Annotated in this window: 26 protein-coding genes; 9 read left to right on the forward strand and 17 right to left on the reverse strand. The window is 66.6% G+C overall.

What is annotated here, in order from left to right; all coding sequences use genetic code 11:
* Positions 1-89 precede the first annotated feature (89 nt).
* Genes AC3WMA_RS03375 through rfbF form a run of 5 tightly spaced genes read right to left on the reverse strand, consistent with a single transcriptional unit; the run spans position 90 to position 6042 of the window.
* Positions 90-2405: a glycosyltransferase family 2 protein gene (locus tag AC3WMA_RS03375; RefSeq protein ID WP_492283987.1), complete on the reverse strand. Its 2316-nt coding sequence runs from the start codon at positions 2403-2405 to the stop codon at positions 90-92.
* Positions 2406-2433: 28 nt separating this feature from the next.
* Positions 2434-2964 carry a dTDP-4-dehydrorhamnose 3,5-epimerase gene (gene rfbC / locus AC3WMA_RS03380; RefSeq protein ID WP_492283988.1) on the reverse strand — a complete coding sequence of 177 codons (531 nt, stop codon included), beginning with the start codon at positions 2962-2964 and terminating at the stop codon, positions 2434-2436.
* Positions 2961-4196 (reverse strand): methyltransferase domain-containing protein, encoded by a 1236-nt coding sequence (locus AC3WMA_RS03385; protein ID WP_492283989.1) that lies wholly within the window; start codon positions 4194-4196, stop codon positions 2961-2963. Before AC3WMA_RS03385 ends, rfbC begins: the two co-directional genes overlap by 4 nt.
* Positions 4193-5281 (reverse strand): CDP-glucose 4,6-dehydratase, encoded by a 1089-nt coding sequence (gene rfbG, locus AC3WMA_RS03390; RefSeq protein WP_492283990.1) that lies wholly within the window; start codon positions 5279-5281, stop codon positions 4193-4195. Before rfbG ends, AC3WMA_RS03385 begins: the two co-directional genes overlap by 4 nt.
* Positions 5266-6042 (reverse strand): glucose-1-phosphate cytidylyltransferase, encoded by a 777-nt coding sequence (rfbF, locus tag AC3WMA_RS03395; RefSeq protein ID WP_492283991.1) that lies wholly within the window; start codon positions 6040-6042, stop codon positions 5266-5268. The genes rfbG and rfbF overlap by 16 nt, the downstream gene beginning before the upstream one ends.
* A gap of 169 nt (positions 6043-6211) precedes the next feature.
* On the opposite strand from rfbF, the gene AC3WMA_RS03400 reads away from it, so the two are divergent.
* Genes AC3WMA_RS03400 through rfbD form a run of 4 tightly spaced genes read left to right on the forward strand, consistent with a single transcriptional unit; the run spans position 6212 to position 9714 of the window.
* A complete protein-coding gene (locus AC3WMA_RS03400; RefSeq protein WP_492283992.1) occupies positions 6212-7045 on the forward strand; it encodes an ABC transporter permease in 834 nt (277 codons plus the stop codon).
* Between the two features lie 7 nt (positions 7046-7052).
* Complete coding sequence (locus AC3WMA_RS03405; RefSeq protein WP_492283993.1) at positions 7053-7817, forward strand: ABC transporter ATP-binding protein; 765 nt, start codon at positions 7053-7055, stop codon at positions 7815-7817.
* Positions 7814-8815 carry a glycosyltransferase family protein gene (locus tag AC3WMA_RS03410; RefSeq protein ID WP_492283994.1) on the forward strand — a complete coding sequence of 334 codons (1002 nt, stop codon included), beginning with the start codon at positions 7814-7816 and terminating at the stop codon, positions 8813-8815. Before AC3WMA_RS03405 ends, AC3WMA_RS03410 begins: the two co-directional genes overlap by 4 nt.
* A complete protein-coding gene (gene rfbD / locus AC3WMA_RS03415) occupies positions 8812-9714 on the forward strand; it encodes a dTDP-4-dehydrorhamnose reductase (protein ID WP_492283995.1) in 903 nt (300 codons plus the stop codon). The genes AC3WMA_RS03410 and rfbD overlap by 4 nt, the downstream gene beginning before the upstream one ends.
* Before the next feature lie 7 nt (positions 9715-9721).
* Here rfbD and AC3WMA_RS03420 read toward each other — a convergent pair whose 3' ends face one another.
* Both AC3WMA_RS03420 and AC3WMA_RS03425 read right to left on the reverse strand, forming a co-directional pair.
* The gene (locus tag AC3WMA_RS03420; protein WP_492283996.1) at positions 9722-10909 is read right to left on the reverse strand and encodes a DUF5666 domain-containing protein; all 1188 of its coding nucleotides are present in this window, start codon (positions 10907-10909) and stop codon (positions 9722-9724) included.
* Complete coding sequence (locus AC3WMA_RS03425) at positions 10906-11748, reverse strand: DUF6502 family protein (protein ID WP_492283997.1); 843 nt, start codon at positions 11746-11748, stop codon at positions 10906-10908. The genes AC3WMA_RS03420 and AC3WMA_RS03425 overlap by 4 nt, the downstream gene beginning before the upstream one ends.
* A 121-nt stretch (positions 11749-11869) precedes the next feature.
* On the opposite strand from AC3WMA_RS03425, the gene AC3WMA_RS03430 reads away from it, so the two are divergent.
* Together AC3WMA_RS03430 and AC3WMA_RS03435 are read left to right on the forward strand one after the other, a co-directional pair.
* Positions 11870-12025: a hypothetical protein gene (locus AC3WMA_RS03430; RefSeq protein ID WP_492283998.1), complete on the forward strand. Its 156-nt coding sequence runs from the start codon at positions 11870-11872 to the stop codon at positions 12023-12025.
* A complete protein-coding gene (locus AC3WMA_RS03435; protein WP_492283999.1) occupies positions 12022-12276 on the forward strand; it encodes a hypothetical protein in 255 nt (84 codons plus the stop codon). The genes AC3WMA_RS03430 and AC3WMA_RS03435 overlap by 4 nt, the downstream gene beginning before the upstream one ends.
* Before the next feature lie 16 nt (positions 12277-12292).
* On the opposite strand, the gene AC3WMA_RS03440 is transcribed toward AC3WMA_RS03435, so the two are convergent.
* Positions 12293-13174, reverse strand: coding sequence for a PhzF family phenazine biosynthesis protein (locus AC3WMA_RS03440; protein ID WP_492284000.1), 882 nt, complete (start codon positions 13172-13174; stop codon positions 12293-12295).
* Between the two features lie 97 nt (positions 13175-13271).
* Entirely contained in the window at positions 13272-14285 is a 1014-nt protein-coding gene (dusA, locus tag AC3WMA_RS03445) for a tRNA dihydrouridine(20/20a) synthase DusA (RefSeq protein WP_492284736.1), read from the reverse strand.
* Between the two features lie 286 nt (positions 14286-14571).
* Between dusA and AC3WMA_RS03450 the strand changes: the two genes are divergently transcribed.
* On the forward strand, positions 14572-16401 hold the full coding sequence (locus tag AC3WMA_RS03450) for an ABC transporter ATP-binding protein/permease (RefSeq protein ID WP_492284001.1): 1830 nt from the start codon (positions 14572-14574) through the stop codon (positions 16399-16401).
* Positions 16402-16434: 33 nt separating this feature from the next.
* Here AC3WMA_RS03450 and AC3WMA_RS03455 read toward each other — a convergent pair whose 3' ends face one another.
* The 4 genes from AC3WMA_RS03455 to AC3WMA_RS03470 form a co-directional block, all read right to left on the reverse strand.
* The gene (locus AC3WMA_RS03455) at positions 16435-17265 is read right to left on the reverse strand and encodes an ABC transporter permease (protein WP_492284002.1); all 831 of its coding nucleotides are present in this window, start codon (positions 17263-17265) and stop codon (positions 16435-16437) included.
* A gap of 4 nt (positions 17266-17269) precedes the next feature.
* Entirely contained in the window at positions 17270-18160 is an 891-nt protein-coding gene (locus AC3WMA_RS03460) for an ABC transporter permease (RefSeq protein ID WP_492284003.1), read from the reverse strand.
* Positions 18157-19224 carry an ABC transporter ATP-binding protein gene (locus AC3WMA_RS03465; protein ID WP_492284737.1) on the reverse strand — a complete coding sequence of 356 codons (1068 nt, stop codon included), beginning with the start codon at positions 19222-19224 and terminating at the stop codon, positions 18157-18159. Before AC3WMA_RS03465 ends, AC3WMA_RS03460 begins: the two co-directional genes overlap by 4 nt.
* Positions 19225-19315: 91 nt before the next feature.
* Entirely contained in the window at positions 19316-20506 is a 1191-nt protein-coding gene (locus AC3WMA_RS03470; RefSeq protein WP_492284004.1) for an extracellular solute-binding protein, read from the reverse strand.
* 160 nt (positions 20507-20666) lie between these two features.
* Here AC3WMA_RS03470 and AC3WMA_RS03475 point away from each other — a divergent pair, with 160 nt between their 5' ends.
* Both AC3WMA_RS03475 and uxuA read left to right on the forward strand, forming a co-directional pair.
* Positions 20667-21362 carry a GntR family transcriptional regulator gene (locus tag AC3WMA_RS03475; protein WP_492284005.1) on the forward strand — a complete coding sequence of 232 codons (696 nt, stop codon included), beginning with the start codon at positions 20667-20669 and terminating at the stop codon, positions 21360-21362.
* 46 nt (positions 21363-21408) lie between these two features.
* Positions 21409-22605, forward strand: coding sequence for a mannonate dehydratase (gene uxuA / locus AC3WMA_RS03480; RefSeq protein ID WP_492284006.1), 1197 nt, complete (start codon positions 21409-21411; stop codon positions 22603-22605).
* Positions 22606-22762: 157 nt separating this feature from the next.
* Here uxuA and AC3WMA_RS03485 read toward each other — a convergent pair whose 3' ends face one another.
* The 4 genes from AC3WMA_RS03485 to AC3WMA_RS03500 form a co-directional block, all read right to left on the reverse strand.
* Positions 22763-23461, reverse strand: coding sequence for an urease accessory protein UreE (locus AC3WMA_RS03485; RefSeq protein ID WP_492284007.1), 699 nt, complete (start codon positions 23459-23461; stop codon positions 22763-22765).
* A 100-nt stretch (positions 23462-23561) separates the two neighbouring features.
* Positions 23562-24590, reverse strand: coding sequence for an ABC transporter substrate-binding protein (locus tag AC3WMA_RS03490; RefSeq protein WP_492284008.1), 1029 nt, complete (start codon positions 24588-24590; stop codon positions 23562-23564).
* Between the two features lie 73 nt (positions 24591-24663).
* Positions 24664-25551 carry a DUF1003 domain-containing protein gene (locus AC3WMA_RS03495; protein WP_492284009.1) on the reverse strand — a complete coding sequence of 296 codons (888 nt, stop codon included), beginning with the start codon at positions 25549-25551 and terminating at the stop codon, positions 24664-24666.
* Positions 25552-25730: 179 nt separating this feature from the next.
* A complete protein-coding gene (locus AC3WMA_RS03500; RefSeq protein ID WP_492284010.1) occupies positions 25731-26063 on the reverse strand; it encodes a hypothetical protein in 333 nt (110 codons plus the stop codon).
* Positions 26064-26129: the final 66 nt, after the last annotated feature.

A 26129-nucleotide genomic window follows, 5' to 3' on the forward strand; every position in this document is an offset into this window, starting at 1 on the left:
GCGATCAGCGAACTTCGCCTTCCCCAAGGGCGCCCACATGTGCGGACTGCATGAGTGGCAATGAAGCGCATGTTACCTGGCTGGCGGCCTCACAGCCCATAAGTCTCGGCGATGGACCGTGGATCGCTGGTCAGCGCGAAACGCGCCGAGGTCTGGGACAGGTTGGGATTGTAGAACGGATCGCGCCCGACCGCGCTCGCCCACTGGCGGTTGAACCTGTCGAGTTCGCCGGCTTCGGGCTCGGGCCGGCTGACGGATTCGTGGTGCTCAAGGCAGGCATGGGGCGTGAACACGAAATGCCTGCCGGTATGGGCGTTGAGGCGCATGCAGAAGTCGATATCGTTGTAGTTGATCCGATAAGCCGGGTCGAAACCGCCGACCGCCAGGAAATCCGCGCGCCTGACCATCATGCAGGCGCCGGTCACGGCGCTGTAGTCACGCGGGACGACGGCCGAGCAGACCTGCCCGATCTCCGAGGCAGGGTGCAGGTAATAGGGATGCGACGGCCCCTGGCCGAGCAGCAGCACGCCTGCATGCTGGATCCGCCCATCGGGGAAGAACAGCTTCGCGCCGACGCCGGAGATGCCGTCCTGCTGGCACCACATCAGCATCTCCTCGATCCAGCCGCGCGAGATGATGCGCATGTCGTCGTTGAGCAGGAGCAGAACATCGCCCCGGGTCGCCTCGACCAGCCGGTTGATCTTGTCCGAGAGGTTGAAGACCGCGCTTTCGTAGCGGACCAGCCGCGCGCCGAGATCGCGAAGCGCCTGTTCCTGCTCCGGAGCGAGATCGCCATTCTCAGCCACGACGATCTCGATATGCGCGTATGTCGTCAGCGCGCGGATCGATCTGATGAGGTCGAGCACGTACCAGCTTCTACCATCGTCACTGCGATAGCCCGCCGTGGGGATCGCGATCGAGACCAGCGGCTCGCCGGCGATGTCGAAGCGGACGCGATGTGTGCCGGGGAGAGGACCAGGCACGACGGAACCACGATGGCGGCTGCGGTTGACGAAATCCTGCACCGCTCGCCGGGCCGCCAATTCGGCCTGCGGCTTGGCCTCGCCACCCGAGGCCGTCGACTGCGGCAGCGTGCGCCAGTGATAGAGAATGTCCGGGATATGGACGATCTGTCGCGTCGCCGCGGCAAAGCGCAGCGCGAGGTCGTAATCCTGCGCGAAATCGTAATCCGGGCGGAAACCGCCGAGCTTTCGCGCCAGGCTCGTCCGATAGACGCCGAGATGGCATGAATACATGCAGGACAGGAAATAGGCCGGCGACCAGTCCGGCTTGAAGAAGGGAGCGGAGCGGCGGCCGGCCTCGTCGATCTTGTCCTCGTCCGAATAGAGCCAGTCCGCCTGCGGATGCCGGTTGATCGCGTCAGCGAAGGCGTGGAGCGCGTGCGGCGCCAGCATGTCGTCATGGTCGAGCAAGGCGATGTAGTCCCCGCTCGCCTGCGCGAGGGCGGCATTGCTGGCCCGCGCGATGCCGCCATTCACGGGCAGGAAGGTCGGCCGGATGCGCGGATCGCGGGCGGCGAATTCCCTGAGGATGCGATGTGTCCCTGGATCGGTCGAGCCATCGTCGATCGCAAGCAGCTCCCAGTCCGGATAGGTCTGCGCCAGCACGGATTCGATCGCCTTTTCGAGGAAGGCAGGCGGCGAATTGAAGGTGGGCATGATGATCGAGAAGCGTGGCCTGATCGGAAACTCAACGGCTTTCGCGACGAAGCGCTGGCGCAGCTCCTCCGTCACCGTTCGCTTGCGCTGCCAGTGGCCATAGGCGGCAACTTCTCCTGCCGCGCCTGAGGCGAGCCGCTGGCGCAGCGCCTGCCACTCGCCGCGCAGCAGCATGCCGCCGGCCCGCATCAGCTTGCGCGCAAGCACGCCGCGCCGATGCAGATCCCGCAATTGCCCAAGCAGAGCAAATCGAGAGGGTCTTTGAACGGCGAGCGGGGACAGTGCCAGATCGTGCAGTGCGAAGCGGCAAGGCATCTCGTTGGGGTCGATGCGGAAGGCGCGGGCCGGCGCCGGCAGATCGATGATCGTGGCGATCTCGATCCTGCCGCCGCCCGTCGGGATGGCCACGCTGTCCTCGCGACGGAAACCTTCGCCGATATCGAAATAAAGGCGCCAGCAATCCCGGCGCTGCTCGTCCGCGTCGGGGAGCGTCGCGGCGAAGCGGATGGAGAGAAGGCCGGCAGGCGCGCGTTGCGGCACATAGAAGTAGCAATCGAAGCCGTCACTGCGCCAATGGCCCGCCGTTGCATCGGGGCGCAAGCTGCCTGCCGGGTGGAAAGGTAGGCCGGCCTGCCGCTTCAGGAATGCGCGCAGCGAATGGAACGGGCCATATGCGCTGGTCTCGGCGCCGTCCTGGCCGGCCGCCGTGGTCTCGATATCCGTCATGTCTTGATCCGTGTTCCGGAAAGGGAGGTCAGGCGCTGTGGTCGGGCCAGGCCGCGTCGCGTGCATTCAGGCGTGGCGTCTGGTCCGGCCAGTCGATGCCGAAGACCGGATCGTTCCAGCGCAGGCCGCGCGCCAGGTCGGCGCGATAGGGCGCGCCCATCATGTAGAAGACCTCGCTGTCCGGCTTGAGCGTCTGGAAGCCATGGGCGCAGCCTTCCGGCACGAACAGCGCCCGCCCGCTTGCCGCATCGAGTTCGACACCGACCCATTCGCCTTGGGTCGGCGAAGCGTCACGCAGATCGACCGCGACATCGAAGATCGCGCCGCGGGTGCAGCGCACGAGCTTGGCATCCGGCTCCGGCATCGCCTGGTAGTGCAGGCCGCGCAGCGTGCCCCTATGCGGGTTGAAGGACAGGTTGCACTGGGCTGGCGCGAAGCGGATGCCGTTCCCGGCGAAGACATCGGCGCAGTAGCAGCGGGCGAAATGTCCGCGCTCATCCGCGAGCGACGCGATATCGACGATGAAGACCCCGGCGATGCGGGTTTCGGTGAGGATCACGCGAACACCTCGACTTCGGGGATCGGGACGACGAAGCGCCCGCCCCAATCGCGCAGCGACGCCATCTGCTGCATGATCTCGCCCTTGAGGTTCCAGGGCAGGATCAGCAGGAAGTCCGGCTTTTCCGCCAGGATCGCATCCGGGGACTTCACCGGGATGCGCGTCCCCGGCAGGAGCCTGCCCTGCTTGTGCGGGCTGCGGTCGACGGTGAAGGCGACCAGCTCCGGCCCGACGCCGCAATAATTGAGCAGCGTGTTGCCCTTCGCCGGGGCGCCATAGGCCGCGACCCGCTTGCCCGCCCGCCTGGCATCGATCAGGAAATTCAGCAGGGCGCATTTGGCCCGCGCGATCCGCTCGGCGAAACCCGTGTAGGCGTCGATCCTGTCGAGGCTGAACGCCTCCTCCTCCCGCCGCAGTGCCAGCACCGCCTCGGAGGGCTCTCGCCCTTCGGCGCCGGCATGGCCGGCATAGACGCGCAGCGAACCGCCATGTGTCGGCAGGCGCTCGACATCGAACACGGCGAGCCCATGCGCCGCCAGCACGCGCTCGATCACGAGGAAGGAAAAATACGAGAAGTGCTCGTGATAGATCGTGTCGAACTGGTTATCGACCAGCATCCGCAGCAGATGCGGGAATTCGAGCGTCAGCACGCCCTCCGGCTTCAGCAGCAATTCGAATCCGGCGACGAAATCGTTGAGATCAGGCACATGAGCGATGACGTTGTTCGCCGCGATCAGGTCGGCCTGATGGCCCTGCGCCGCCAGATCGCGCGCCGTCTTGCGGCCAAAGAAACGCACCTGTGTCGGGATGCCTCGCCGCTGCGCGATGGCTGCGACATTGGCCGCCGGCTCGATGCCGAGGACCGGCAGGCCCGCCCGCTGGAAATACTGGAGCAGATAGCCGTCATTGCTGGCGACCTCGACGACCTTGCTGGCCTGCGAGAGGCCGAAACGCTCGATCATCGTCGCCGCATAACGCTCGCTATGGTCGAGCCAGCTCTGCGAGAAGCCGGAGAAATAGGCGTAGTCGCTGAAGATCGCGCCGGGCGTCTCGACATCGCGCGCCTGCACCAGCTTGCAGGCATCGCAGACGAAGACCTGCAGCGGAAAGAAGATTTCCGGTTCGGACGCATCGTCGGGAGCGACGAAAGCATTGGCCAGCGGGCTCATGCCGAGATCGGCGAAGATCGTGGTCAGCGGCGCGCTGCAGAAGCGGCATTTACAGGAGTTCATGAGCGAAGGGCTCCGCTTTCATAGGATTCGATATCGGCGGCGATGAGGTCTGCTGCGGAGGTGCCCAGGCGATGGCGCCGGTACCACCGGGCGGTCAGCGTGATGGCCGCCTCGAAATCGAGGCGCGGTCGCCAGCCGAGATGCTGGCGCGCCTTGCCGGAATCGAGCGCGAGCCGGCTCGCTTCATGCGGGCCGAATGCCCCTTCGCTCGTCCATGAGGCGCCATCGCCCCAAAGCCGGGCCAGCGTTTCGAGCACCGCCGCGACGGATCGTTCGGCGCCGCTGTCGGGTCCGAAATTCCAGGCATCCGCGAAACGGCCGTCCCCCGTGTGGAGCCGCTCTGTCAGGAGCAGATAGCCGCAGAGCGCATCGAGGACGTGCTGCCAGGGCCGGGTCGCCTGCGGATTGCGCAGGGCGAGCGACTGGCCGCAGGCGAAGGCCCGGACGGCATCCGGCACGAGCCGGTCCTGCGCCCAGTCGCCGCCGCCGATGACATTGCCGGCGCGCACGGTCGCGATCGCGATCGGGCGATCCAGCGAGGCCGCGAAGGAATTTCGCCAGGAGGCCGCGAGGATTTCGGTGCAGGCCTTGCTGGCGCTGTAGGGATCGTGCCCGCCGAGCGGATCGCTCTCGCGATAGGCCCAGGGCCATTCGCGGTTCTCGTAGCACTTGTCCGTGGTCGCGATGACGACGCTGCGCACGCTCGGCTGGAGGCGAACCGCCTCCAGCAGGTTCAGCGTGCCCATGACATTGGTCTCGAAGGTCAGGTGCGGATCGCGATAGGAGCGGCGGACCAGTGGCTGGGCCGCGAGATGCAGCACGATCTCGGGCGCGCTACGCTTCAGCGCCGCCTGCACCGCCTGCCCGTCGCGGATGTCGCAGGCGACGCCCGGCATGATACCGTCCAGAAAGCCGAGCCGCTCGCTTTCCGCCTCGTCCTGTGCCGGCAGCGACAAACCGAGCGGCACCGCGCCCAGCCGCGCCAACCAGAGGCCGAGCCAGCTGCCCTTGAAGCCGCTATGGCCGGTGACCAGCACGCGCCGCCCGCGCCAGAAGCCGGGATCGGGATTCACCAGACCCGCCATGGTGCCTCGCCGGTCTCCCAGAGCTCCTCGAGGCGGCGCTTGTCGCGCAGCGTGTCCATCGGCTGCCAGAAGCCGTCATGCGGATAGGCCATCAGCTCGCCATCGCGGGCGAGGCCCTCCATCGGACCGCTTTCCCAGACGATGTCGTCGCCGGCGATCCGATCGAGAGCGTGCGGCTCCAGCACGAAGAAACCGCCATTGATGAAGCCTGAATCGCTCGCCGCCTTCTCACGGAAGCCGCTGACGCCGTTGCCGTCGAGATCGAGCACGCCGAAGCGGCCGGGCGGACGCACCGCCGTCACCGTCGCGGCCCGGCCATGGCTTTCGTGGAAGGCCACCAGCCGGTCGATCGGAACGTCCGAGACGCCGTCGCCATAGGTCAGGCAGAAGCTTTCACCCTCCAGATAGGGCTTCACGCGAGCGAGGCGGCCGCCCGTCATCGTCTCCTGGCCGGTATCGACCAGCGTGACCTTCCAGGGTTCGGCCCGGCCGGCATGGACGGTCATGCCGCCCTGCGTGAAGTCGAAGGTCACGTCCGAGGAGTGGAGCAGATAGTTCCCGAAATACTCCTTCAGGAAATAGCCCTTGTAGCCCAGGCACACGACGAACTCGTTGATGCCGTAGCGTGAGTACAGCTTCATGATGTGCCAGATGATCGGCCGCCCGCCGATCTCGATCATCGGCTTCGGGCGAGAGACCGATTCTTCCATGATCCGCGTGCCGCGCCCGCCGGCCAGGATCACTGCCTTCCTGATCTTCATTGCTCGCTTCCGTGCTCCCGCCCGGGAAGGGCGCGTCCTCAATTCGTGAGAAATTTTCCCACGCGCTGTTGACGTGGGAATTATTCCCACTTATCCAGCCTGTCAACCCGCTGCCGTTGGTTTCTTGCGGCTCACGGCAGGCGGGAGGTGCGTTCGAGGAGATCGGCTGGTGTCAGCCCCTGCGATGCTTGTTCACGATGCGCGGTCGCGCGGCCGCCATCCCTGGCGCGGCGCGATTGCCGATGCCGCTGATGCCCTGAGCCTTGTCGAGCTCTGGCTCACCATGGGCTGGTACGATGTCCGCCAGCGCTATAGCCGCTCGGTCTTCGGCCCGTTCTGGGTGACGATCAGCCTGGCCGTCTTCGTCGCGGGGCTGGGCATCACCTATGCCGCGCTCTTCCGCGTGCCCGTCGTCGCCTACCTGCCCTATGTCACCGTCGGCATGGTGCTGTGGTCGCTGATCACCGCCCTGCTCAACGAGGGCGCGGCGACCTTCACGGCCGCGACCGCCGCGATCAAGCAGATGCCGGCGCCGATCGGCATCCATGTCCTGCGCGTCGTCTGGCGCAACCTGATCATCCTCGCCCATAACGCGGTGATCGTCCTCGTCGTCCTCGCCGTCTGCGGCGTCAGGCCGGGCTGGGCCGGGCTCGCTGCCCTGCCGGGCCTCGCGCTTCTCCTGCTCAACGGCATCGGCTGGAGCGTGACGCTCGGCCTCGTCGGCGCACGCTTTCGCGACATGATGCCCCTCGTCGCCAACGCGACGCAGATGCTGCTCTTCGTGACGCCGGTGCTCTGGCGCGCCGACGACCTCGGCACGCGGCGCCTCCTCGCGGAGCTCAACCCGCTGTTCCACCTGATCGAGATCGTGCGCGCGCCCCTGCTCGGGGCCGGCGTCCCGATGGAGAGCTTCGTCGTCGCTAGCGGCGTCACCCTGCTCAATCTCGGTCTCGCCTTCGTCCTCTATGCGAGACTGCGCTGGCGCGTGGCCTATTGGCTGTGAGGCGACGATGAGCTCGATCCGCCTCGACCGCGTCAGCGTGCAGTTCCCACTTTATGGCGGCAGCGCCCGCTCCCTGCGCAACCGTATCGTCAGCAGCGCCACCGGCGGCCGTATCGGCTCCGACTCCAGGGCGCGGACTTGTGTCGAAGCCCTCAGCTGCATCGATTTCGGTATCGCCCATGGCGAGCGCGTCGCGCTGGTCGGCCATAACGGCGCCGGCAAGACCACGCTGCTGCGCGTGCTCGCCGGCATCTATGTCCCGCAAAGAGGGCGCGTCGCCGTCCATGGCAAGATCGCGCCGCTCTTCGACATCGGGCTCGGCATGGATGGCGAGGCGAGCGGCTACGACAATATCCGCCTGCGCGGGCTCTATCTCGGCCTGAGCCGCCGCCAGATCGAAAGCCGGATCGACGAGATCGCCGCTTTCACCGAGCTCGGCGGCTTCCTGGACATGCCGATCCGCACCTATTCGGCGGGCATGCAGACGCGCCTGTCCTTCGCGATCTGCACCAGCGTCGATCCCGAAGTGCTGCTGCTCGACGAGGGCATCCTCGCAGGCGACGCCGCCTTCATGGCCAAGGCGCAAATGCGGCTGGAGGTTTTCGTCGCCCGCGCCGGCATCCTCGTCCTCGCCTCGCATAGCGACAGCCTGCTCGCCAGTCTTTGCACGCGGGCGCTGCGGCTGGAACACGGCCGGCTCGTCGCCGACGGGCCGCTGCAGGACGTGCTGTCCCCTTCCCTCTCGCCATCCCCCAGGAGAATTCCGGCATGATCGACATTGCCGAAAGCCGGACGCGCTGCGTCGCCGGCATCGTGATCTATCGCCCGCAATTCGAGGCGCTGCACCGCCTCGTCGCCTCCCTCGCCGACGATGTCCCGACCATCGCCATCTACGCCAATTCCCCCGTCAGCGGCGCGGAGCAGCAAGCGCTCGAGGCCGCCGCCGGCCGGGCCGAGCTCGTCGTGCTACGCCCCGGGCTGAACCGGGGGCTCGGCGCCGCCTACAATGCCCTGCGCCAGCTCGCGGAGGCGTGCGGCAGCGATTTCCTGTTTCTTCTCGACCAGGATAGCCAACCGCGATCGGGGATCGTCAGCGCTCTCGCCGCGACCCATCGCGACCTCGCGGCGCAAGGCGAGCGCGTGGCGGTCGTCGGGCCGCAACCTGTCGATGTCGCAGGCAAGGCCATGCGGCTTTCGACGGCGGAGGCGCGGCCGCACGAGAAGATTGCCCCGGTCCGCACGCGTTTCGTGATTTCGTCAGGTTCGCTGATCCGCCTCGACGCGCTCGCCGCGATCGGCGATTTCCGCAGCGACTACTTCATCGATGCCATCGATATCGAATGGTGCCTGCGCGCCGGGGCAGCAGGCTACTCGATCTGGGTCGATCCGGCGGTTTCAATGCCGCACCAGCTCGGCCACGGGATCATCCGCCTGCCGCTCGGATTGCTCCTCACCGACCAGCCGGCACGCCGCCTCTACACCTATGTCCGCAACCAGCTCGCCATGCTGCGCCTCCCGCATGTTCCGCTGTCGCACAAGGCCAAGTTCGTGGTTTCGCTGCCCGTCAGGCTCGCGGTCCACCTCGCCCATCACCGCTTCTCCCGCGATTGCGCATTTGCCCTGCTCAACGGGCTGGCCGATGGCGCACGCAACCGGCTGGGTCCGCCAGATCGCGCCCTGATCCCGTTGTGGCGTCACCACTCGCGCATTCCTCTGGCGACGCCTGCTGCAGGTTCCGCTCCTGCCGCAGGCGGGCGGCACGCGGCATGAGCCAGCCAACCATTCTGGTGCTGGGGCGCTCCGGCCAATTGGCCACAGCGCTTGCCGAACGTGGCGGCAACGACGTGGTTACCGCGGGGCGACCGGACTTCGATCTGGCGGAGCCGGATGCCGCCGAACGCCTTCTCGATCGGTACCGTCCGGCCATCGTCATCAATGCGGCCGCCTATACGGCGGTCGACAAGGCGGAAAGCGAGCCGCTTGCGGCCTTCGCCCTGAACCGGGATGGTCCGGCCGCGCTGGCCAAAGCCTGCGCCCGATCCAAGCTGCCGCTGATCCATGTCTCGACCGACAGCGTTTTCGACGGGGGGCTGGATCGCGCCTATCGCGAAAGCGACACGCCCCGGCCGACCAGTGTCTACGGCGCCTCCAAATATGCAGGCGAATGCGCCGTGCTGGATGCGCTGCCGTCCGCGCTCGTGGTGAGGACATCGTGGATTTTCGGAGGTCACGGCGCGAGCTTCGTCAGCCGCTTGTTGAGCTGGGCCGAAGGCCGCGACCGGCTGACGATCGTCGGCGACCAACATGGCAGGCCGACCTATGCCCCGGCGCTCGCCAAGGCCCTGCTGACGCTGTCATGGCGGCTGCGCGACGGGGTGATGAGCGGCGGGTTGATGCATCTCGCTGGAGAAAGCGTCCTGAGCCGGGCGGAGCAGGCCCGGATCATCCTGGAGTCAGCCGCCCAACGCGGGCGCGGCATGACCGAGATCATCGCGATTCCGTCAAGCGCTCACCCCACGCCAGCCAAACGCCCGCTCAATGCGGTCCTCGACTGCGATTTCGCCAAGCGGCAGAGTTTAACGCTCAGACCGTTCGAGCCTGATCTCGACGAGACGCTGGACAGATTGCTTGGACCGCCCCCCGGGGCGAGCCGCCTCCTGACCGCGTAAAGCGTCGTCAGCGGCCCGGTCCTCCCCCGCCGGGGCCGCCACCTCCTGGCCCGCCGGCGCCGCCGGGTCCGCCTGGACCGCCTGGACCGCCAGGGCCTGCGCCTCCAGGGCCCATTCCAGCGGGACCTCCGAAGCCACCCGGACCGCCTCCTCCTGGACCTCCAGGACCAACCGGCCCACCGCCGATCATGCCGGGGCCAAAGCCGTTCGGGCCAAGGGATTGCGGGCCGAGGGACTGCGGGCCCGCCGGGCCGCCACTGTTGCCCCCGCCTTCGCCATTCGTCCGGGCCAGGCGCAGGTTGTCGATGCTTAGGATGCCATCGGGGCCGATACGGCCATCCAGAACCGCGCGCACATCCTGCCAGGGCGAGAACGCGTAACCGAAAGCCTCGCTGCGAACGGCCAGGCCCGAGCCGAGCAGAAGCTGGCCATCGCCGCCGCGCACATAGCTTTCGACCGAGAACGCGCTGCCTGCCGGAAGCGGCGAGGCCTGCGCGATATCGCTCGGGCGGAAACCGCCTTTCGCGATCCGCCCCGAGACGGCCATGCGACGGCTGATGAGAGCCGGATCGGTCTCAAGCAGCTTGAGGCCGCCGATCCAGAGCCCGTCATCGTCCTGCTCGACGACGCCGATGACGCGCATGGCTTCCTTGCCGGAACGTTCGATCAGGCTGGCGACGATCGTTCCGTCCAGCCGGCGCAGGCCGCTGACGGCGACATGCTCGCCCTTCCGCCAGCCCTTCGACGGCTCGCCGGGCCGCATCTGGACGGCCTGTCCGAGCACATCGATACCGTCGCGGTAGACGGCCGTGACCGGCCCGACCACCTCCCGCTCGACGGCTATGGTGTTCGTGACGAGCCCGCCGGCATCGGGCCGCGCGACGACGCGCACGACATGGCCGATGCGCAGATCACGGGCGCTGCGGACGAGGCCGTCGATGGTGACCGGCACATCCTGCGGATAGGCGATGCGGCTGTCATTGACGATGATGCTGCCGAAGCGCTGGATCGTGCCGACGAAGCCGGTGCCGCCGATACCCCGGTCGGAGCCCGAACTCCCCTCCGGCGCGAAGCCGGTGCCGCCGATCCCGACATCGCGGGGCCGCTCCGGCGCCGCGACGGCCGGACGCCAGGCCACCGCGCAGCCGAGAGAGGCCAGCAGCGCCCGGCGCGTCAATGCGAGGCGGCCGCTCATCCCTGGCTGCCCCCGGCCGGAGCTTCGCCGGGGACTTCCTCACGGAAGACATAGACGCCGCAGTTCCAGCGGTGACCGCCGCCCGCATCGCTCTCGCAGGCGGCGTTCGCCTCGCGGTTGAGCTGCTGCAGCATCTCAAGGGCAAGCTCGCGCGAACGCGCCTCCAGGCGTGCGGCCAGCTCGGCCGAGAGCCCGTCATAATGCACGGAGCGCTCGACGAAAGGCGGCTTGCTGGCCAGGACGTTGGCGACCGAGGCGGCGAGATGGTCGTGCAGGTTCCGGCCGAAATAGTACAACTTGTCGTCGTCGCCATGCTGGGGAATGAAGGCCGCCTCGGCCAAGGCGATCCGGTCTTCGGCATCGATTGTGACGATTCGGCGGTCGATCCATTCGTCGAGCACGGCGCGCGGGCGCAGATCGCGCGTCACGGACGCCACGAGTTCCTCGAAGGAGGGCTGCCCGGCATCCGCCGTGCGCGGCAAGGGGGCGGGTGTCCCCGCCGCGTCGCAGTAGCGCGGCGAGGCCAGCCAGCGCGCGATGATCGCGCCCGTGCGCGAAACAGAAGCCGGCACCGCATTGACCGGCGCGCCGGCACCGCGCAGGCGGCTGACCTCCTTGCGATGGATCCCGGTCAGCAGGCTGACGCGGCTGTCGGTCTGCTCCTTGCCCGGCAGCGCGAAATCATATTCCGCCACATTGACGTAGAGCTCCCGGAGCAGCTGGCACAGCGCCGGAAAGGTCATTCCGGCGCGGATGCATAGCCGCACAAGCGGGCGCAGCAGCCGCGCCAGCGGCGGATAGAGCTTCTCGGCAGTGGGGTCCTGGGCTGCGTCCGACATGTGGCGATATTTAGGCTTTTCCAATGTGGGATACAATCCCACAAATTTTCTCCTGCCCCTTGAGGGCAAGAGCAAGGCGATATATGTGGGAACAATTCCCACTAAACGAAACATCTCTCACATGACGTTCATCTCCGCCCCTTCCCGGCGATCCCGCTTCATCACGTCCTTGCGGCGTTCCGAACTCGTTGTCGCGACGAGCCGGGCCCTCTGCTGCGTGCTGGCGATGTCCGTGCCCTATGCCCTGTTCGTGATCGAGACCGTGCTGCACCCATGAGCATCGCGGCGGCCTCCACCAACGCTTCGGAGACGCACGATTCCCGCGAGGCCAGGACGCCCGGCGAGCGTATCATCGCGTCCGTTCCGCGCCTTGTCGGCTATGCGCTGCTGATCGCGATGGGATTGGTGATCGCCTGGCTGCTGGTCGCAGCGGAAGCGACGCGCGAGCGGGAGGCGGGCTGCCAGCACAGCAGCTACCGCAACCCGGTAACAGGACAACGGGCAATGCGCCCCTGCCGGGCTGCGTGAAGATCGCCGCGATGCTTCAGGCCGCGTGATCGTCCGCCGGCATGACCTCGCCGCCAAGCAGGCAGCCGACGGGCCGGCCGTCGGCGAAGCCGATCCTGACCCGGATTTCCGAGAGCGCGTTCATCGCCCGGCCCTGCAGGATGGTGATACGGCCGCTGTCGCGGGGAACGAGATCATTCTTGAGCAGGCCGAAGGCCAGCGCCGCCGCGGCGATGCCGGTCGCCGCATCTTCCGGATAGCCGGAGGATTTCGGGAATTGCCGGGCTTCGAAACGCCGCTCGGCCTGGTCCGCGACGGCGTAAGGGTAGAGACCGGTCGAGGCGATGCGCTCGCAGCACTTTTCGGTCAGCGCCATATCGGTCGTTAGTGCCTGAAGATGTGCGACGCTCTTCATCGGAATCAGCGTCTTGACGCGCGAGGTCACGGCATTCTGGATCGGCAGGTCGAGCAGGTCGCTGCGTGAAATCCGGAGCGTCGCGAGCACATCCTCTTCCTGCGCACGCTTGAGGTCGACGACCTTGCCGACCGGCTGGCTGATCTCGACGGACGGATTCTCGGACGCAAAGTCATCGACATAGCCGGTGACGGGGCCGCTGCGCGTTTCGATCCGCATCTGCCCGGCATCAAGGCGGCCGGCCGTCGCCAGGCACCAGAGGGCGCCGATCGTAGCATGTCCGCACATCTCCATCTCGTGGCGCGGCACCCAAAAGCGGAAGGTGAAATCGGAATCGGCGCCGGAGGGCGGCCGGACGAAGCCGGATTCATGGCCGTAGCGGGCCGCGATTGCCCGCATGTCCTCATCCTGCAAAGCCGCCGCGTCGATCACGATCGGACAGGGATTGCCGCCCTGCCGCTGATGCGTGAACACATTGACCAGCCTGATCCCGTCCTGCGCCATCGCCCTGCCATCCCGTCGAAGCTGGAATCGCCGCCCACTCCAAGAGGCCAGCCACGGCTTCGCAGCAAATCGCGTTTCCCGCAACGAACCGGCGTGATCAGGCGGCGGCTGCGGCCTCGTGGCGCGATACATGGGCGATGGCGGCGCGCAGGTCTTCCAGCGTGGCATCGGCTCCGACACAGCGCTCGGCGAGATGGCGGCGGAACAGGCGAGCGCCCGGACGGCCGGGGAACAATCCGACGAGATGGCGGGTGAAGGCATGCAGCCGCCCGCCCCGCTCCAGATGCGCGGCGAGATGCGGCTCCAGCGCCTCCAGCATGGCGAAGGCGTCTGCTACCGGCGCCGCCTTGCCGAAGAGCAGCGGATCGACCTGGAGCAGGATTTCGGGGTTCTGATAGGCCTCGCGGCCGATCATCACGCCATCAAGCCTCTCCAGATGCGCAGACCATTCGGAGGGCGCCTTGATGCCGCCGTTGATCGCGGTCGGCAGGTCGAGGTTGGCCGCCTTCAGGCGATAGGCGCGTTCATAGTCGAGCGGCGGGATCTCGCGGTTCTCCTTCGGCGATAGCCCCTGCAGCCAGGCCTTGCGGGCATGGACGATCAGGGCATCGACGCCGGCCGCGCGCACCGAAGCGGTCAGCGCATCCAGCGCGGCTTCCGGGTCCTGGTCATCGACGCCGATCCGGCATTTCACCGTGACGGGGACCCCGACCACGGCCTTCATCGCCGCGACGCAATCGCCGACCAGCGCGGGCTCGCGCATAAGGCAGGCGCCGAAGGCCCCGCCCTGCACACGGTCCGAGGGGCAACCGCAGTTCAGGTTGATCTCGTCATAGCCGAAATCGGCGCCGATCTTCGCGGCTTCTGCCAGGAGCTTCGGGTCATTGCCGCCGAGCTGAAGCGCGAGCGGATGCTCGACGGTGTCGAAACCGATCAATCGCTCGCGATCGCCGCGGATCACGGCCTGCGCCGTCACCATCTCGGTATAGAGCAGCGCATGGCGCGACATCAGGCGGTGGATCACCCGGCAATACCGGTCCGTCCAGTCCATCATCGGCGCCACGGAAAAGCGCCAGAAGCTCGCTGCGCGACCAGCTTCGGTTGTCGGGATTTCTGCGTTCAACTCTCGGCCTGCCGGTGCCTGATTGCGGTGGTGCGTCGTCGCCAGATAGCCGCTCCCGGCGTCAAACGACGCCCACGCGGCGAAACTGCGGCGTATATGGCGCAAATCGCCTCGACGCGCGAGGGGCACGGCGAAAAATCCGGTTTCCGCCCCGTTCGAACCGCCGCCACAAGCCCATGGAACCGTGCCGCCGGGCTGCCGGTTGGAAGGGATGGAGGCTGCCTGTCGCAAGCCTTTTCCGAATGGCGGCGGCACCTGAAAGGCGGAGTAGCACATGGCCGAGGCTCCGCGTGTTTCGCGCCGCTCCCGCATGCGGCAGTTCTTCCGCATCGCTTTGCGCTACTGGCGCGGCAGGGCGCGCTGGCAGGCCTGGGGGCTGACAGCCGCCGTCCTGATCTTCATCGCGGCGCAGACGGCCAGTGCCGTCGGCATCAACCGCTGGAACCGCTGGTTCTTCGACGCGCTCGAAAAGCGCGACGTCGAGGCGGTCTGGGCGACGACCGGTTGGCTGCCCTTTCTCCTGGCGGCTTCCGCTCTCTCGGTTTCGGGCCTCGTCGTCAGCCGCATGCTGCTGCAGGTGCGCTGGCGCGAGAACCTGACGCGCCGCCTCGCCGGCTGGTGGATCGCCGATCAGCGCTACTATCGCCTGGGCTTCCTCTCCAAGAAGATGACCGCGCCGGAATACCGGATCGCCGAGGACGCCCGGCTCTCGATCGAGCCGCTCGTTGAGCTTGCAATCGGCCTGATCAGCGCCTTCGTCACGGCCGCGACCTTCGCCGCGATCCTCTGGCAGGTCGCCGGCTCGGCCGAATTCACGCTGGGTGGAACCACGATCGTGATCCCCAGCTATATGGCGGTGGCGGCGGTGGTCTATGCCACGATCGCCTCGCTTGCGGCCTATCTCGCCGGCCGCCCGCTCGTCGCCCGCGTCGCGCACAAGAACGAGATGGAAGCGCAGTTCCGGGCCGAGATGACGCGATTGCGCGAGAATGCCGAGAGCATCGCGCTGATCAAGGGCGATGCCGACGAACGCAGCTCCGCCGGGGAAGGCTATGGGCGCGTGGTGGCGGCCTGGTTCAGGATCGTGCGGCAGCAGGGCATCATCGCCTTGGTGCTCAATACCAATGGCGCGCTGTTCCCGATCGTGCCGCTCCTGCTGATCGCGCCGAAATTCCTGGCCGGCGCGATCACGCTCGGCGCGGTCGTGCAGGTCGTCGCGGCTTTCAGCGCCGTCCAGGCCGCCTTGATCTGGTTCGTCGACAATTTCGTGCGGCTGGCGGAGTGGTTCGCCTCGGTCACCCGCGTCGACGAGCTGGTGGAAGAGCTGGAGGCGCTGGATATCGGCACGATCATGGAGAAGGACGAGCGGATCGTCCTCGGCGAAAGCGAAGACGACGCGATCCATCTCGAGAACCTGTCCATCGCCCATAGCAACGGCCGCATCGTGGTGGCCGATGCCACCGTCACCATCGCACAAGGCGCGAAGACGCTGATCGCGGGCGAGAGCGGCTCCGGCAAGAGCACGCTGATCCGGGCGCTCGCCGGCATCTGGCCCTGGGGCTCCGGCTCGATCCGCGTGCCGTCCGGCCAGACCATCGCCTTCGTGCCGCAGAAGCCCTATCTGCCGAAGGGTACCCTGCGCGCGATCCTGCTCTATCCGGATTCGGACCGCGCGGTGGCGGACGAGGCGATCCTCGCGGCCTTGCAGCGCTGCGGATTGGGCTATCTCGCCAAGAAGCTCGACGCAGAGGAGGACGATTGGGATCGCGCCCTGTCCGGCGGCGAGCGCCAGCGCGTCGCCTTCGTCCGCCTCCTGCTGCAAAAGCCCGACATCATCGTGATGGACGAGGCGACCTCGGCGCTCGACGAGGGAAGCCAGGCTTCATTGCTGGGCCTGTTCGACGATGAGCTCGCCGCGGCGACGCTGATCAGCGTCGGCCATCGTCCGGGCCTCGAGGATTATCACGACCAGAAGATCACGCTGGAGCGCCGGCCGGCAGGCGCTCACATGACGTCGAAACGCATGCGCAAATCGCTGTGGCGGCTGTTCAGGAACCGCAGCGCCGCCAACGAGGACGAGCGGCCGGAGACCGATGGAAAATGACGGCGGCGCTCGTGAGGAACGCCGCCGCCGTTGTCACTTCTTGGCGCGCGCGACGATCTGCGTCGGGTTGACGAAGCGCAGCGCGATCACGAGCCAGATCAGGGTGGTGACCATGTAGATCACCGCCATGGCGTCGATCGACTGCACCGCACGCACGCCCGCGGCGAAGACCGCGTAGTAGAGCGCGACGACAAGCGTCTGGCTGGTCGGGCCGGCCGTGAGGAACGTCAGCTCGAACATGGCGAGCGTCCTGACCAGCACCAGAAGCAGCGCCGCGAGGATGCCCGGCATGAGCAGCGGCAGCAGCACATGCACGAAGAGCTTGAAGGTGTTGGCGCCGAAGACGCGCGCCGCCGCCTCGATCTTGGTGTCGATCTGCTCGATGAACGGGATCATCACCAAGATGACGAAGGGCACGGTCGGCACGAGATTCGCCAGCACCACACCGGACATCTGGCCGGCGAAGCCGGTCTGGTAGAGCACCGTCGCCAGCGGGATGCCGAAAGTGATCGGCGGCACGAGCAGCGGCAGCAGGAAGAGCAGCATCACCAGCTTCTTGCCCGGGAAGTCCCGCCGCGCCAGCGCATAGGCCGCAGGCACGCCGATCAGGCCGGAGAGCGCCACCACCAGGAAGACGATCTGGAAGGTGACGAAGAGCACGTCATAGAGCTGGAATTCCGACCAGGCGGCCGCATACCAGCGCGTCGTCCAGCCGGCCGGCAGCCAGGTGCCAAGCCAGCGCGTAGAGAAGGACGAGACGACGACCGTGCCGATCATCGCGAAGAGATTGACGATGAAGAAGCCGATCAGCGCCCAATTGGCGGCCGCCCAGAGCTTCGTCGAGAGACGGGTATCCTTCACCATTGGATCAACCCTTTCCGCCGCCGGCAGGGCCGCGATACAGCATGCCGCGCGCGGCCAGGACAACGACGACGATGGTGAGCTGAACCACGCCCATGATCATCGCGACGGCCGAAGCCATTGAGTAGTCGTATTCCTCGAAGGCCGCCTGATAGGCCGCGATCGAGATCACGCGGGTCGGCCCCGAGGGCGCGCCGAGCAGCACCGCCGATGGGAAGACCGAGAAGGCCTGCACAAAGCTCAGGCAGAAGGTGATCGCGAGCCCCGGTAGCAGGAGCGGGAACAGGATGTGCTTGAAGCGCTCCCACGGCCCTGCCCCCAGCGTCGCGCCCGCCTGCTCCAGCGCCGGATCGATGCCGGAGAGATATGACAGCGTTAGCAGGAAGGTGAAGGGGAAGCCGGTGATGACCAGCGAGAGCATCACGCCCCAGTAGTTGTGCAGCAGCTTCACTGGCGAGGAGATGATGCCGAAGGTCATCAGCACGCGGTTGAACCAGCCCTGCGGCCCAAGATAGTTCAGCAGGCCCTCTGCGACGAGCACCGTGCCGAGCGTGATCGGGATCACCAGGATCGTGGTCAGCAGGCGCTGGTTGCGCATCAGGCGGACGCGGAAGGCGATCGGTATCGCCAGCAGCAGCGTCGCGATGGTCACGGGAAGCGCGAGCCAGAGCGTCGTCGCGATCGTCCCATAGAGGAAGCGATCCGAGAAGAAGCGCTGGTAGTTGGCGAAGATGCCGCCCTGCTTCGGCTCGAAGGACAGGAAGAGCCCGTAGAAGAACGGGTAGATGAACAGCGCCAGCAGGAACAGGACCGCCGGCAGGACGAGCAGCGTCAGCCCGTCGAGCCCGCGTGCCGCCAGCCGCTGCTTCAGCGGAATGGAGGAGGTGTCGGTGCTCACGCCGCCGCTCCATAGACGAGGACGCGGTCGGGATCGGCGGCGAGCGTCACGGCCTCGCCCGGCGACAGCTTGTCATGGGCGAGGAAGGACAGGTCCGTGCCATCCGCCATGCGGGCGAAGCCGACGAACTCGCGGCCGCGGAACTCGGTCGAGACAACCTGCGCCTTGAGACCGGGCTGACCGGCCGCGACCGGATGCAGATCCTCGGGGCGGATCGCCAGATAGCCGTCGGCACCGGCGGACACCGCATCGCGAGCACGGCCCGAGAGCTGCGCGTCGCCCACCGTGATCGTCGCCTTGCCGTCCCCGGCGGAGGCGACCTTGCCCTTCACCTTGTTGCGGAAGCCCATGAACTCGGCGACGTCGAGATGGTCCGGCCGCATGAACAGGTCTTCCGGCGTGCCGACCTGGCGAACCTGGCCGTCGCGCAGCACGACGATGCGGTCGGCGAGCGAGAGCGCCTCCTCCTGGTCGTGGGTGACGTAGATCGTGGTGGCGCCGAGCGTGTTGTGGATGCGGCGGATCTCGGCGCGCATCTCCAGACGCAGCTTGGCGTCGAGATTCGAGAGCGGCTCATCCATCAGCACGAGCGGCGGCTCGACGACGATGGCGCGGGCAATGGCGACGCGCTGCTGCTGGCCGCCGGAGAGCTGGCCGGGCAGCTTCTCGGTCTGGCCCTGCAGGCGCACCAGCGCCGCGGCCTCGGCGACACGCTTGTCGATCTCGGCGCGCGGCAGGCCGCGCATCTTCAGGCCGAAGCCGATATTCTTGTTCACGTTCATATGCGGGAAGAGCGCATAGCTCTGGAAGACCATGCCGAAGCCGCGTTCTTCCGGGCGCAGCGGATCGATGCGCTTGTCGTCGAGCCAGATGCCGCCACCGGTCGCCGGCAGCAGGCCCGCGATCAGGTTCAGCGTCGTCGACTTGCCGCAGCCGGACGGACCGAGCAGCGCGATGAACTCGCCCTTGCCGATCGTCAGCGAGACGTCCTTGAGCGCGTTATGGGTGCCGAAGTCACGGCTCAGACGGTCGAGCCGAAGCTCGCGGAACGAGGCTGCGTTGATGGTCATGGCTTCCGGATGGATCTGAGAAACGGGATCGGAACAGCAGGCGGCGGGCCCCGGACCAAGCCGGGGCCCGCCGCTGCAATCGCAATTACTTCTTCTTGGCGCCGCCGACCTGCTCGTCCCAGATGCGGAAGGCGATCACCATCTTGTCGGGGTTGAGCGGGGTTTCCATCGGGTTGTCGGCGATGAGCTTCTCGTATTCGGGGCGGCCGAACTCGGCGATGGCCTTCTGGCTGGAAGCCGGGGCCATCGAAAGCGGCACGTCCTTCACCGCCGGGCCCGGATAGAAATAGCCTTCGTCATAGGTGAAGGCCTGCTGCGCCGGCGTCAGCATGTGGCGGATCAGGTCGAGCAGCACGTTGAGCTTCTCGTCCGAGACGCCCTTCGGGATCATCATGTACTGGGCGTCGGTGACCCAGTGGAAACCCTTCAGCGCCTGGATCTTGGCTTCCTTCGGCACGATGCCGAGCACGCGCGGGTTGATGTCCCAGCCCGTCGTCGAGACGATGATGTCGCGCGAGCCATCGCCGAGCTCCTTCATCGTCTGGCCGGTACCGCCCGGATAGTACTCGATGTTCTCGCCGAGCTCCTTGAGATAGGCCCAGGTCTTGTCCCAGCCCTTCTCGGGATCCTTCGGGTCCTTATCACCGAGGAGATAAGGCAGGCCCATGATCCAGGTGCGGCCGGGGCCGGAATTGGCCGGGCGGCCGTAGAAGAAGCGGTTCTTGTTCTGCTTTGTCCAGGCCAGCAGCTCTTCCGCCGTGGTCGGCACCTGCTTGACGCGATCCGGCATGTATTCGAGCAGCGGACCGGAGGGGTAATAGACCATCGCCATGGCCTGACCCTGCCCGAGATTATGCATGGCGAGCGCCGGCTTGAGGTAGATATCCTCCGGCTTCGGCAATTCGGCCTGCAGGCGCGGGAGCAGATCGACCCAGAGCTTCTGGTCGATGCCGGCTGAAAGGACGTCCAGGCCGCCGATGACCATATCGATGTCGAGGCGGCCGGCATTCTGCTGGGCCTTGATCTTGGCCGGCAATTCGGGCGCCGGGGCCTTGGTGAAGACCATGCGCGAGACGGCCTTGGGATTGGCCTTCGGATAATTCTCCAGCGGCGTCTGGACGAGGGCGAGCGCCCCGCCGACGTCGATGATGCTGATCGTCAGCGGCGAGGCCGGCAGCTTGAGCTGCTGCGCGAAGACGCCGGGCGCATGCACTGCTGCGCCGAGGCCGGCAACGCCACCAATGAAATGACGCCGATTGATGCTGTCGTGAGCCATGATTTCTCCTCCAGATGTGGATGCCCGCTTACGAGCTTTATTATGATGTGCAGGCCCGACCGCCCCGATCCGGCCCCTGCCCTCGCCCCGGGAACCTGCCAAGTTGACGCAGCCCCCGGTTGATCAGTATCCTAGTATACTAGTCGTCGAGAGCTTGGCAATGGCCCACCCTGCAACCCGTCACAGCACGGACCAAATCTACAGCGTTCTGCGCGGCGATGTGATCAGCGGCGCGCTGAAACCGCGCGAATCGATGTCGGAGGCGCGGATGGCTCTGCGCTTCGGCGTCAGCCGCACACCTGTGCGCGAGGCGTTCAAGCGGCTGGTCGACGAGGGCTTCCTCGTCGCGGTGCCACAGGTCGGCACCTTCGTCGCACCGATCGACCTTGCCGCCGTCCGTGACAGCCAGTTCATCCGCGAGACGCTGGAATGCCGCACCGTGGTGCTGGCCGCGCAGCGCATCGGCGATGCCGATTGCCGCCGCCTCGCCGCCCAGGTCGAGCAGCAGGCGGAAGCGGTCCGGCGCGGAGAGCGCTCCGAGATCTTCCGCCTCGACGAGGTGTTCCATGCCGAGATCTCGCGCATCGCCGGCCACCGTGCGGTCTGGAGCATGATCGAGAGCGTGAAGGCCCAGATGGACCGGGTGCGCTGCCTCTCGCTGGAGACGCCGTCCTGGTCCGAGGTGATCCTGAACGAGCACCGGATCATCGCGGCCTGCATCATGAAGCACGACGCCAAAGGCGCGGAAGCCGCGATGCGCGCGCATCTGCGCACGGTCTTCGCGACGATCGACACGATCGCGAAGGACCATGCGGACGCCTTCGACGATTCCCGCCTCGCTCCCGAAACCACCTGACGCCCGTTCGCCGCGCAGCGACATTTCTCACAAGGATAACAACACCATGGAACAATGCTGGCGCTGGTTCGGGCCGGATGATGTCGTGACTCTGGCGCAGGCCCGGCAGGCCGGCGCGACCGGCATCGTCAACTCGCTGCACCAGATCCCCTATGGCGTGGTCTGGAGTGTCGAGGAGATCGAGAAGCGCCAGGCCATCGTCCGCGCCGACAAGAGCCTCGGCCTCGAATGGAAGGTGGTCGAGAGCCTGCCGATCCATGAAAGCGTCAAGATCGGCGAAGGCGACCTCGAAACCGTCTTCGAGAACTACCGCCAATCGATGCGCAACCTCGCCGCCTGCGGGCTTGAGGTGATCTGCTACAATTTCATGCCGGTGCTGGACTGGACCCGCACCGAGCTCGCCCACAAGCTGCCCGGCGGCGGCACGGCGCTACGCTTCAACCTGCACGAATATGTCGCGCTCGACCATTTCATGCTGAAGCGCAAGGGCGCCGACGAAGGGCACTCCGCGGAGGTGATGGACAAGGCCAGGGCCTGGTTCGAGAAATCCACGCAGGCCGATCGCGACCGCCTGCTCTCCAGCGTCATGGCCGGCCTGCCCGGCGCCTTCGACCGCTACGACCTGCCCGGCCTCGCCCGCATCCTCGAGCGCTATGCCGGCATGACCCATGACAAGCTGCGCGCCAACCTGAAGCGCTTCCTGGAGGCGATCATCCCGACCGCCGAAGAGGTCGGCATCCGCATGTGCATCCATCCGGACGACCCGCCGCGCTCGCTGTTCGGCCTGCCGCGAATCTGCTCGACCGAGGACGACATCGCCTACATCCTCGGCTCGGTCGAATCTTCCGCGAACGGGCTGACGTTGTGCTCGGGCTCGCTCGGCGCCAATCCGAAGAACGACGTGCCCGGCATCGCCCGCCGCTTCGCCGACAAGATCTGGTTCGCGCATCTGCGCAACGTCGCCAAGGACCCGGACGGCTCCTTCATGGAGGCTGAGCATCTCGGCGGCGACACCGACATGGTCGCGCTGGTCGACGTGTTGATGGCCGAGGAGCAGCGCCGTAAGGCTGCCGGCCACCCGCACTGGCGGATTCCGATGCGGCCGGACCATGGCCACGAGCTGCTCGACGATGTCGGCAAGGGCAGCTTCCCGGGCTACCCGGCCGTTGGGCGCCTGCGTGGCCTTGCGGAACTCCGCGGCGTGATGACCGCGCTGGCACAGGTCAAGGGCTACGCGGCCTGAAACGCGAAAGGCGGGCCTAAGGCTCGCCTTTCGCAAAGCCTTCAGCCGCCATTCTCGGGCGAAGCGAAGCGCAGACCCGAGAATGGCTGGCAGGGAAAGGCGCGTCCTCGTCCCGAGATACTCGGGTCAAGCCCGAGCATGACGCGCTGCATCCGCCTCAATGATCGTGGGAATGGCCCTTGTGGCCGTGCGCGGCGCCATGGCCGTGGCCATGATCGTGATGACCATGGCCGTGATGGTCATGGCCGCAGCCACAGCCGTCGCCATGCGCATGATCGTGCTTCTCAGCATGCTCGTGCTTGTGGTCATGCGCATGATCATGGCCGTGGTGATCGTGATGATGCCCATGGCCGTGGTCATGACCATGATGATGATCGTGATGGTCGTGCCCGCAGCCGCAATCGTCGCCATGGGCGTGATGGTGGACTTCCGCTTCCGGCTGGAACGGGCGCTCGACCACCGTCATCGAACAGCCCTGCCCGCGCACCAGCTCGCCGAGCGCAGCATCGTTCGGAATGTAAAGCGCTTCGGCCGTCATCTCGGCCGGGACATGGTGGCCGCCGAGATGCCAGGCGAGACGCACCAGCCGCAGCGGGTTCTCGGCGCGGATTTCCAGCAGGCTTTCCGGCGCGGCCTTGATCTGGACCAGCATGCCGTCTTCGAGCTTCAGGGCATCGCCGTCGTTCAGCGCCGTCGCCTTGTCGAGCGAGATCGCGAATTCCAGCCCGCCCGTGGCGCGAACGCTCACGCCATTGATCGAGCGGTCGCGATGGCCCAGCGGCAGCGTATCGACGACGCGCTCGGCCTTGACGGCGGCCTTGCGAAGGACGGAGGTGGCGCGAAGCATCGGCGGCATCCCATGGCTTGAGGCTAAGGCACCACGCGCCCGAGCCCGGATCGCAGCTTAGTAGCACAAACCGGCGGCCGTGCTACCAAGCTTGGATGTCACAGGGGCCTCAGCGCGGCAGCGCCTTGACCTCGGTGTCGAACTTCTTGAGCAGGCGCGAGCGCTCCACCGGCGAACCCCAGCGCGGGGTGTCGTAGTCGATCAGCTTCATCTCGGCGAATTTCGGCGCGTCCGGCGAGAGCAGCGAATTCTTGTTCGACGGGATCGAGTTGATCTTCAGCTTCGCATTGATGTTCTGGGCATCGGGCGAGAGCGTGAAATCGACGAATTTGCGCGCGGCCTCCGGATTCTTGCCGCCCTTGATGATCGAGACCGAGCCGGTCTCGTAGCCGGTGCCCTCGCAGGGCGCGAAGGTCTCGATCGGGGCGCCCTGCAGTTTCTGCGTCAGCATGTCGTGGATGAAGGCGATGCCGACAGCCGTCTCGCCGAGCGCTGCCGCCTTGACCGGGGCGATGCCGGACTTGGTGTACTGGCTGATGTTCTTGTGCAGGGCCTTGAGGTACTCGAAGCCCTTCTCCTCGCCGAGGCGCTGCACCGTCGTCGCGAGGAAGACATAGGCCGTGCCGGACGAGCTGGGATCGGCGATCTGAACCTCGTCGCGCAGCTTGGGATCGAGCAGGTCGGCCCAGCATTTCGGCGCGGCGATGCCCTTCTTCTTCAGCACCTCGGTGTTGTAGCCGACGCCGAGCGCGCCGAGATAGATGCCGTTGGTGCGGAATTTCGACTGCTCGGCATGGCGCTGCGCCCAGACATGCAGTTCCGGCAGCTTTGGTGACTTGTACTCGTCGAGCAGGCCTTCGTCGGCCGCCTGGAGATGCGGCTCGCCCGGGCCACCCCACCAGACGTCGCCGCGCGGGTTGCTCGCCTCGGCCTTGACCTGCGCATAGACCTCGCCGGTGCTCTTGCGGACCATCGAGACCTTGATGCCGGTGGCCTTCTCGAACATCGCAGCACCCTCGCGGCACTGCTCCTCGAGGATCGAGCAATAGACGGTGACCTGACCCTGGGCGAAAGCCGGGGCCGTGAAAGCCAGGCCGGCGATGAGCGCGCCAACCGGCGCGAAACGCGAAGAAACCATCATCATCCTCCCGATCGGATTCGTTTGCCGACGAAAAGACCGGCGGGAGGATGGGGAGTCAAGCGAAGCGCGGCTAGGCCTCGCCTTCCGGCTTGTCGGACACGGGAGCGACGAGCGCCTCGGCCGGCTTCGCGCGCTTCTTCTTGGCGACGGGCTTCTTGCGCCGCTTCGCCCGCGGCTTCGGCAGTTGCGCCTCCTGCAGCATCTCGAGCTGGACCTGCTGGATCTCGGCCAAGCGTTGCCATTGCCGGGTGACGAGATGGTCCATCTTCTCGTGCAGGTGGCGGATTTCGAGCTCGGCCTTGAGATTGACCTGATAGTCGTTGAGCGAACGCAGGCGATCCTTCGATTCCTGCCGCTTCTGGCTCATCATGATGATGGGCGCCTGCACCGCCGCGATGCAGGACAGCACGAGGTTCAGCAGGATGAAGGGATAGGGATCGAAGGCCTTGGTCTCGCCCATCAGGCCGTTGATCGCCATCCAGATGACCAGCACGAAGCCGAAGCTGATCAGGAAGGCCCAGGAGCCGCCGAAGCTCGCGAGATTGTCGGAGAAACGCTCGCCGAGCGTGCGGTGTTCCTCGAAATCATCTTCGGTATTCTCGGCGATGGTCTCCTGCCGAGCGATGCTCTCGGCGACCTCGCGATCGAGGTCGGAGTATTCGCCGTGCTCCTCGCGCAGGATCTCCTCGACATAGCGGGTGCGGTAGCGCGCGAGCTCCTTCAGGCTGATCAGCGCGTGATCGGGCATATCCGGGAAATCGTTGCGGATATGGTCGGCGAGCGCGGGGCGCAGCGTGCCGATCTCGATCAGGTTCCGGCGCGCCATCTCCTGCCCGCTGATGGCGCAGACACCGCGCTTCTTGCTGGCCGCACCGGCGAGACCCGCCGGATCGGCCAAGGTCGCGAGAGCGGCCGACGGCGCTTCCGCGACCCGATCATCATCCTGTTCCTGTGTCATTCCCTGCCCGTCATTGCGTCTTAAGCCTTCCGCAGATTGCACCTGATCCCGGCGCCGATACCAGCACCCGAAAAAGCCCGGCCGATGGCAACCTCCGAAACGAGATCGCCCGGCGAGGCGGCTGCCTCTCCGGGCTCATGATCGTCACGGGGCCGCACGCGGCCCGTTCAGGCGAGGCTTCAGCCTTTCGGCTTCTCGTCCTTGCCGGCCTCTTCGGAATCCTCGTCATCCTCTTCGGATTCGTCGGCTTCCTCGTCCTCGTCGCCCTCATCTTCCTCGTCCTCTTCGTCGAGGTCGAGATATTCGTAACCGAAGACGATCTCGCCGGTCTCCGGATCGAAGGCGCTGGCCGAAGCATCCTCGAAGGCCTCGATCAGCAATTCGGCATCCTCGGCCCCCTCGACATCGAAGCGGCGCACGGCTTCCTCGCCATCGGCCCTCAGGACGAGCTCGATCGCCCAGCCCTTGCCCGTGGTGTCATAGATGCATTTCAGACCCTGGATCGCCAGCATGATGCTCTCTCCTGAGCTCGACCGATGCGCGGCAGCGCGCCGGGTCAGATGCCCGACGCGCGTGAC

It is taken from the genome of Allobosea sp. FW305-C-101 (assembly GCF_058783685.1).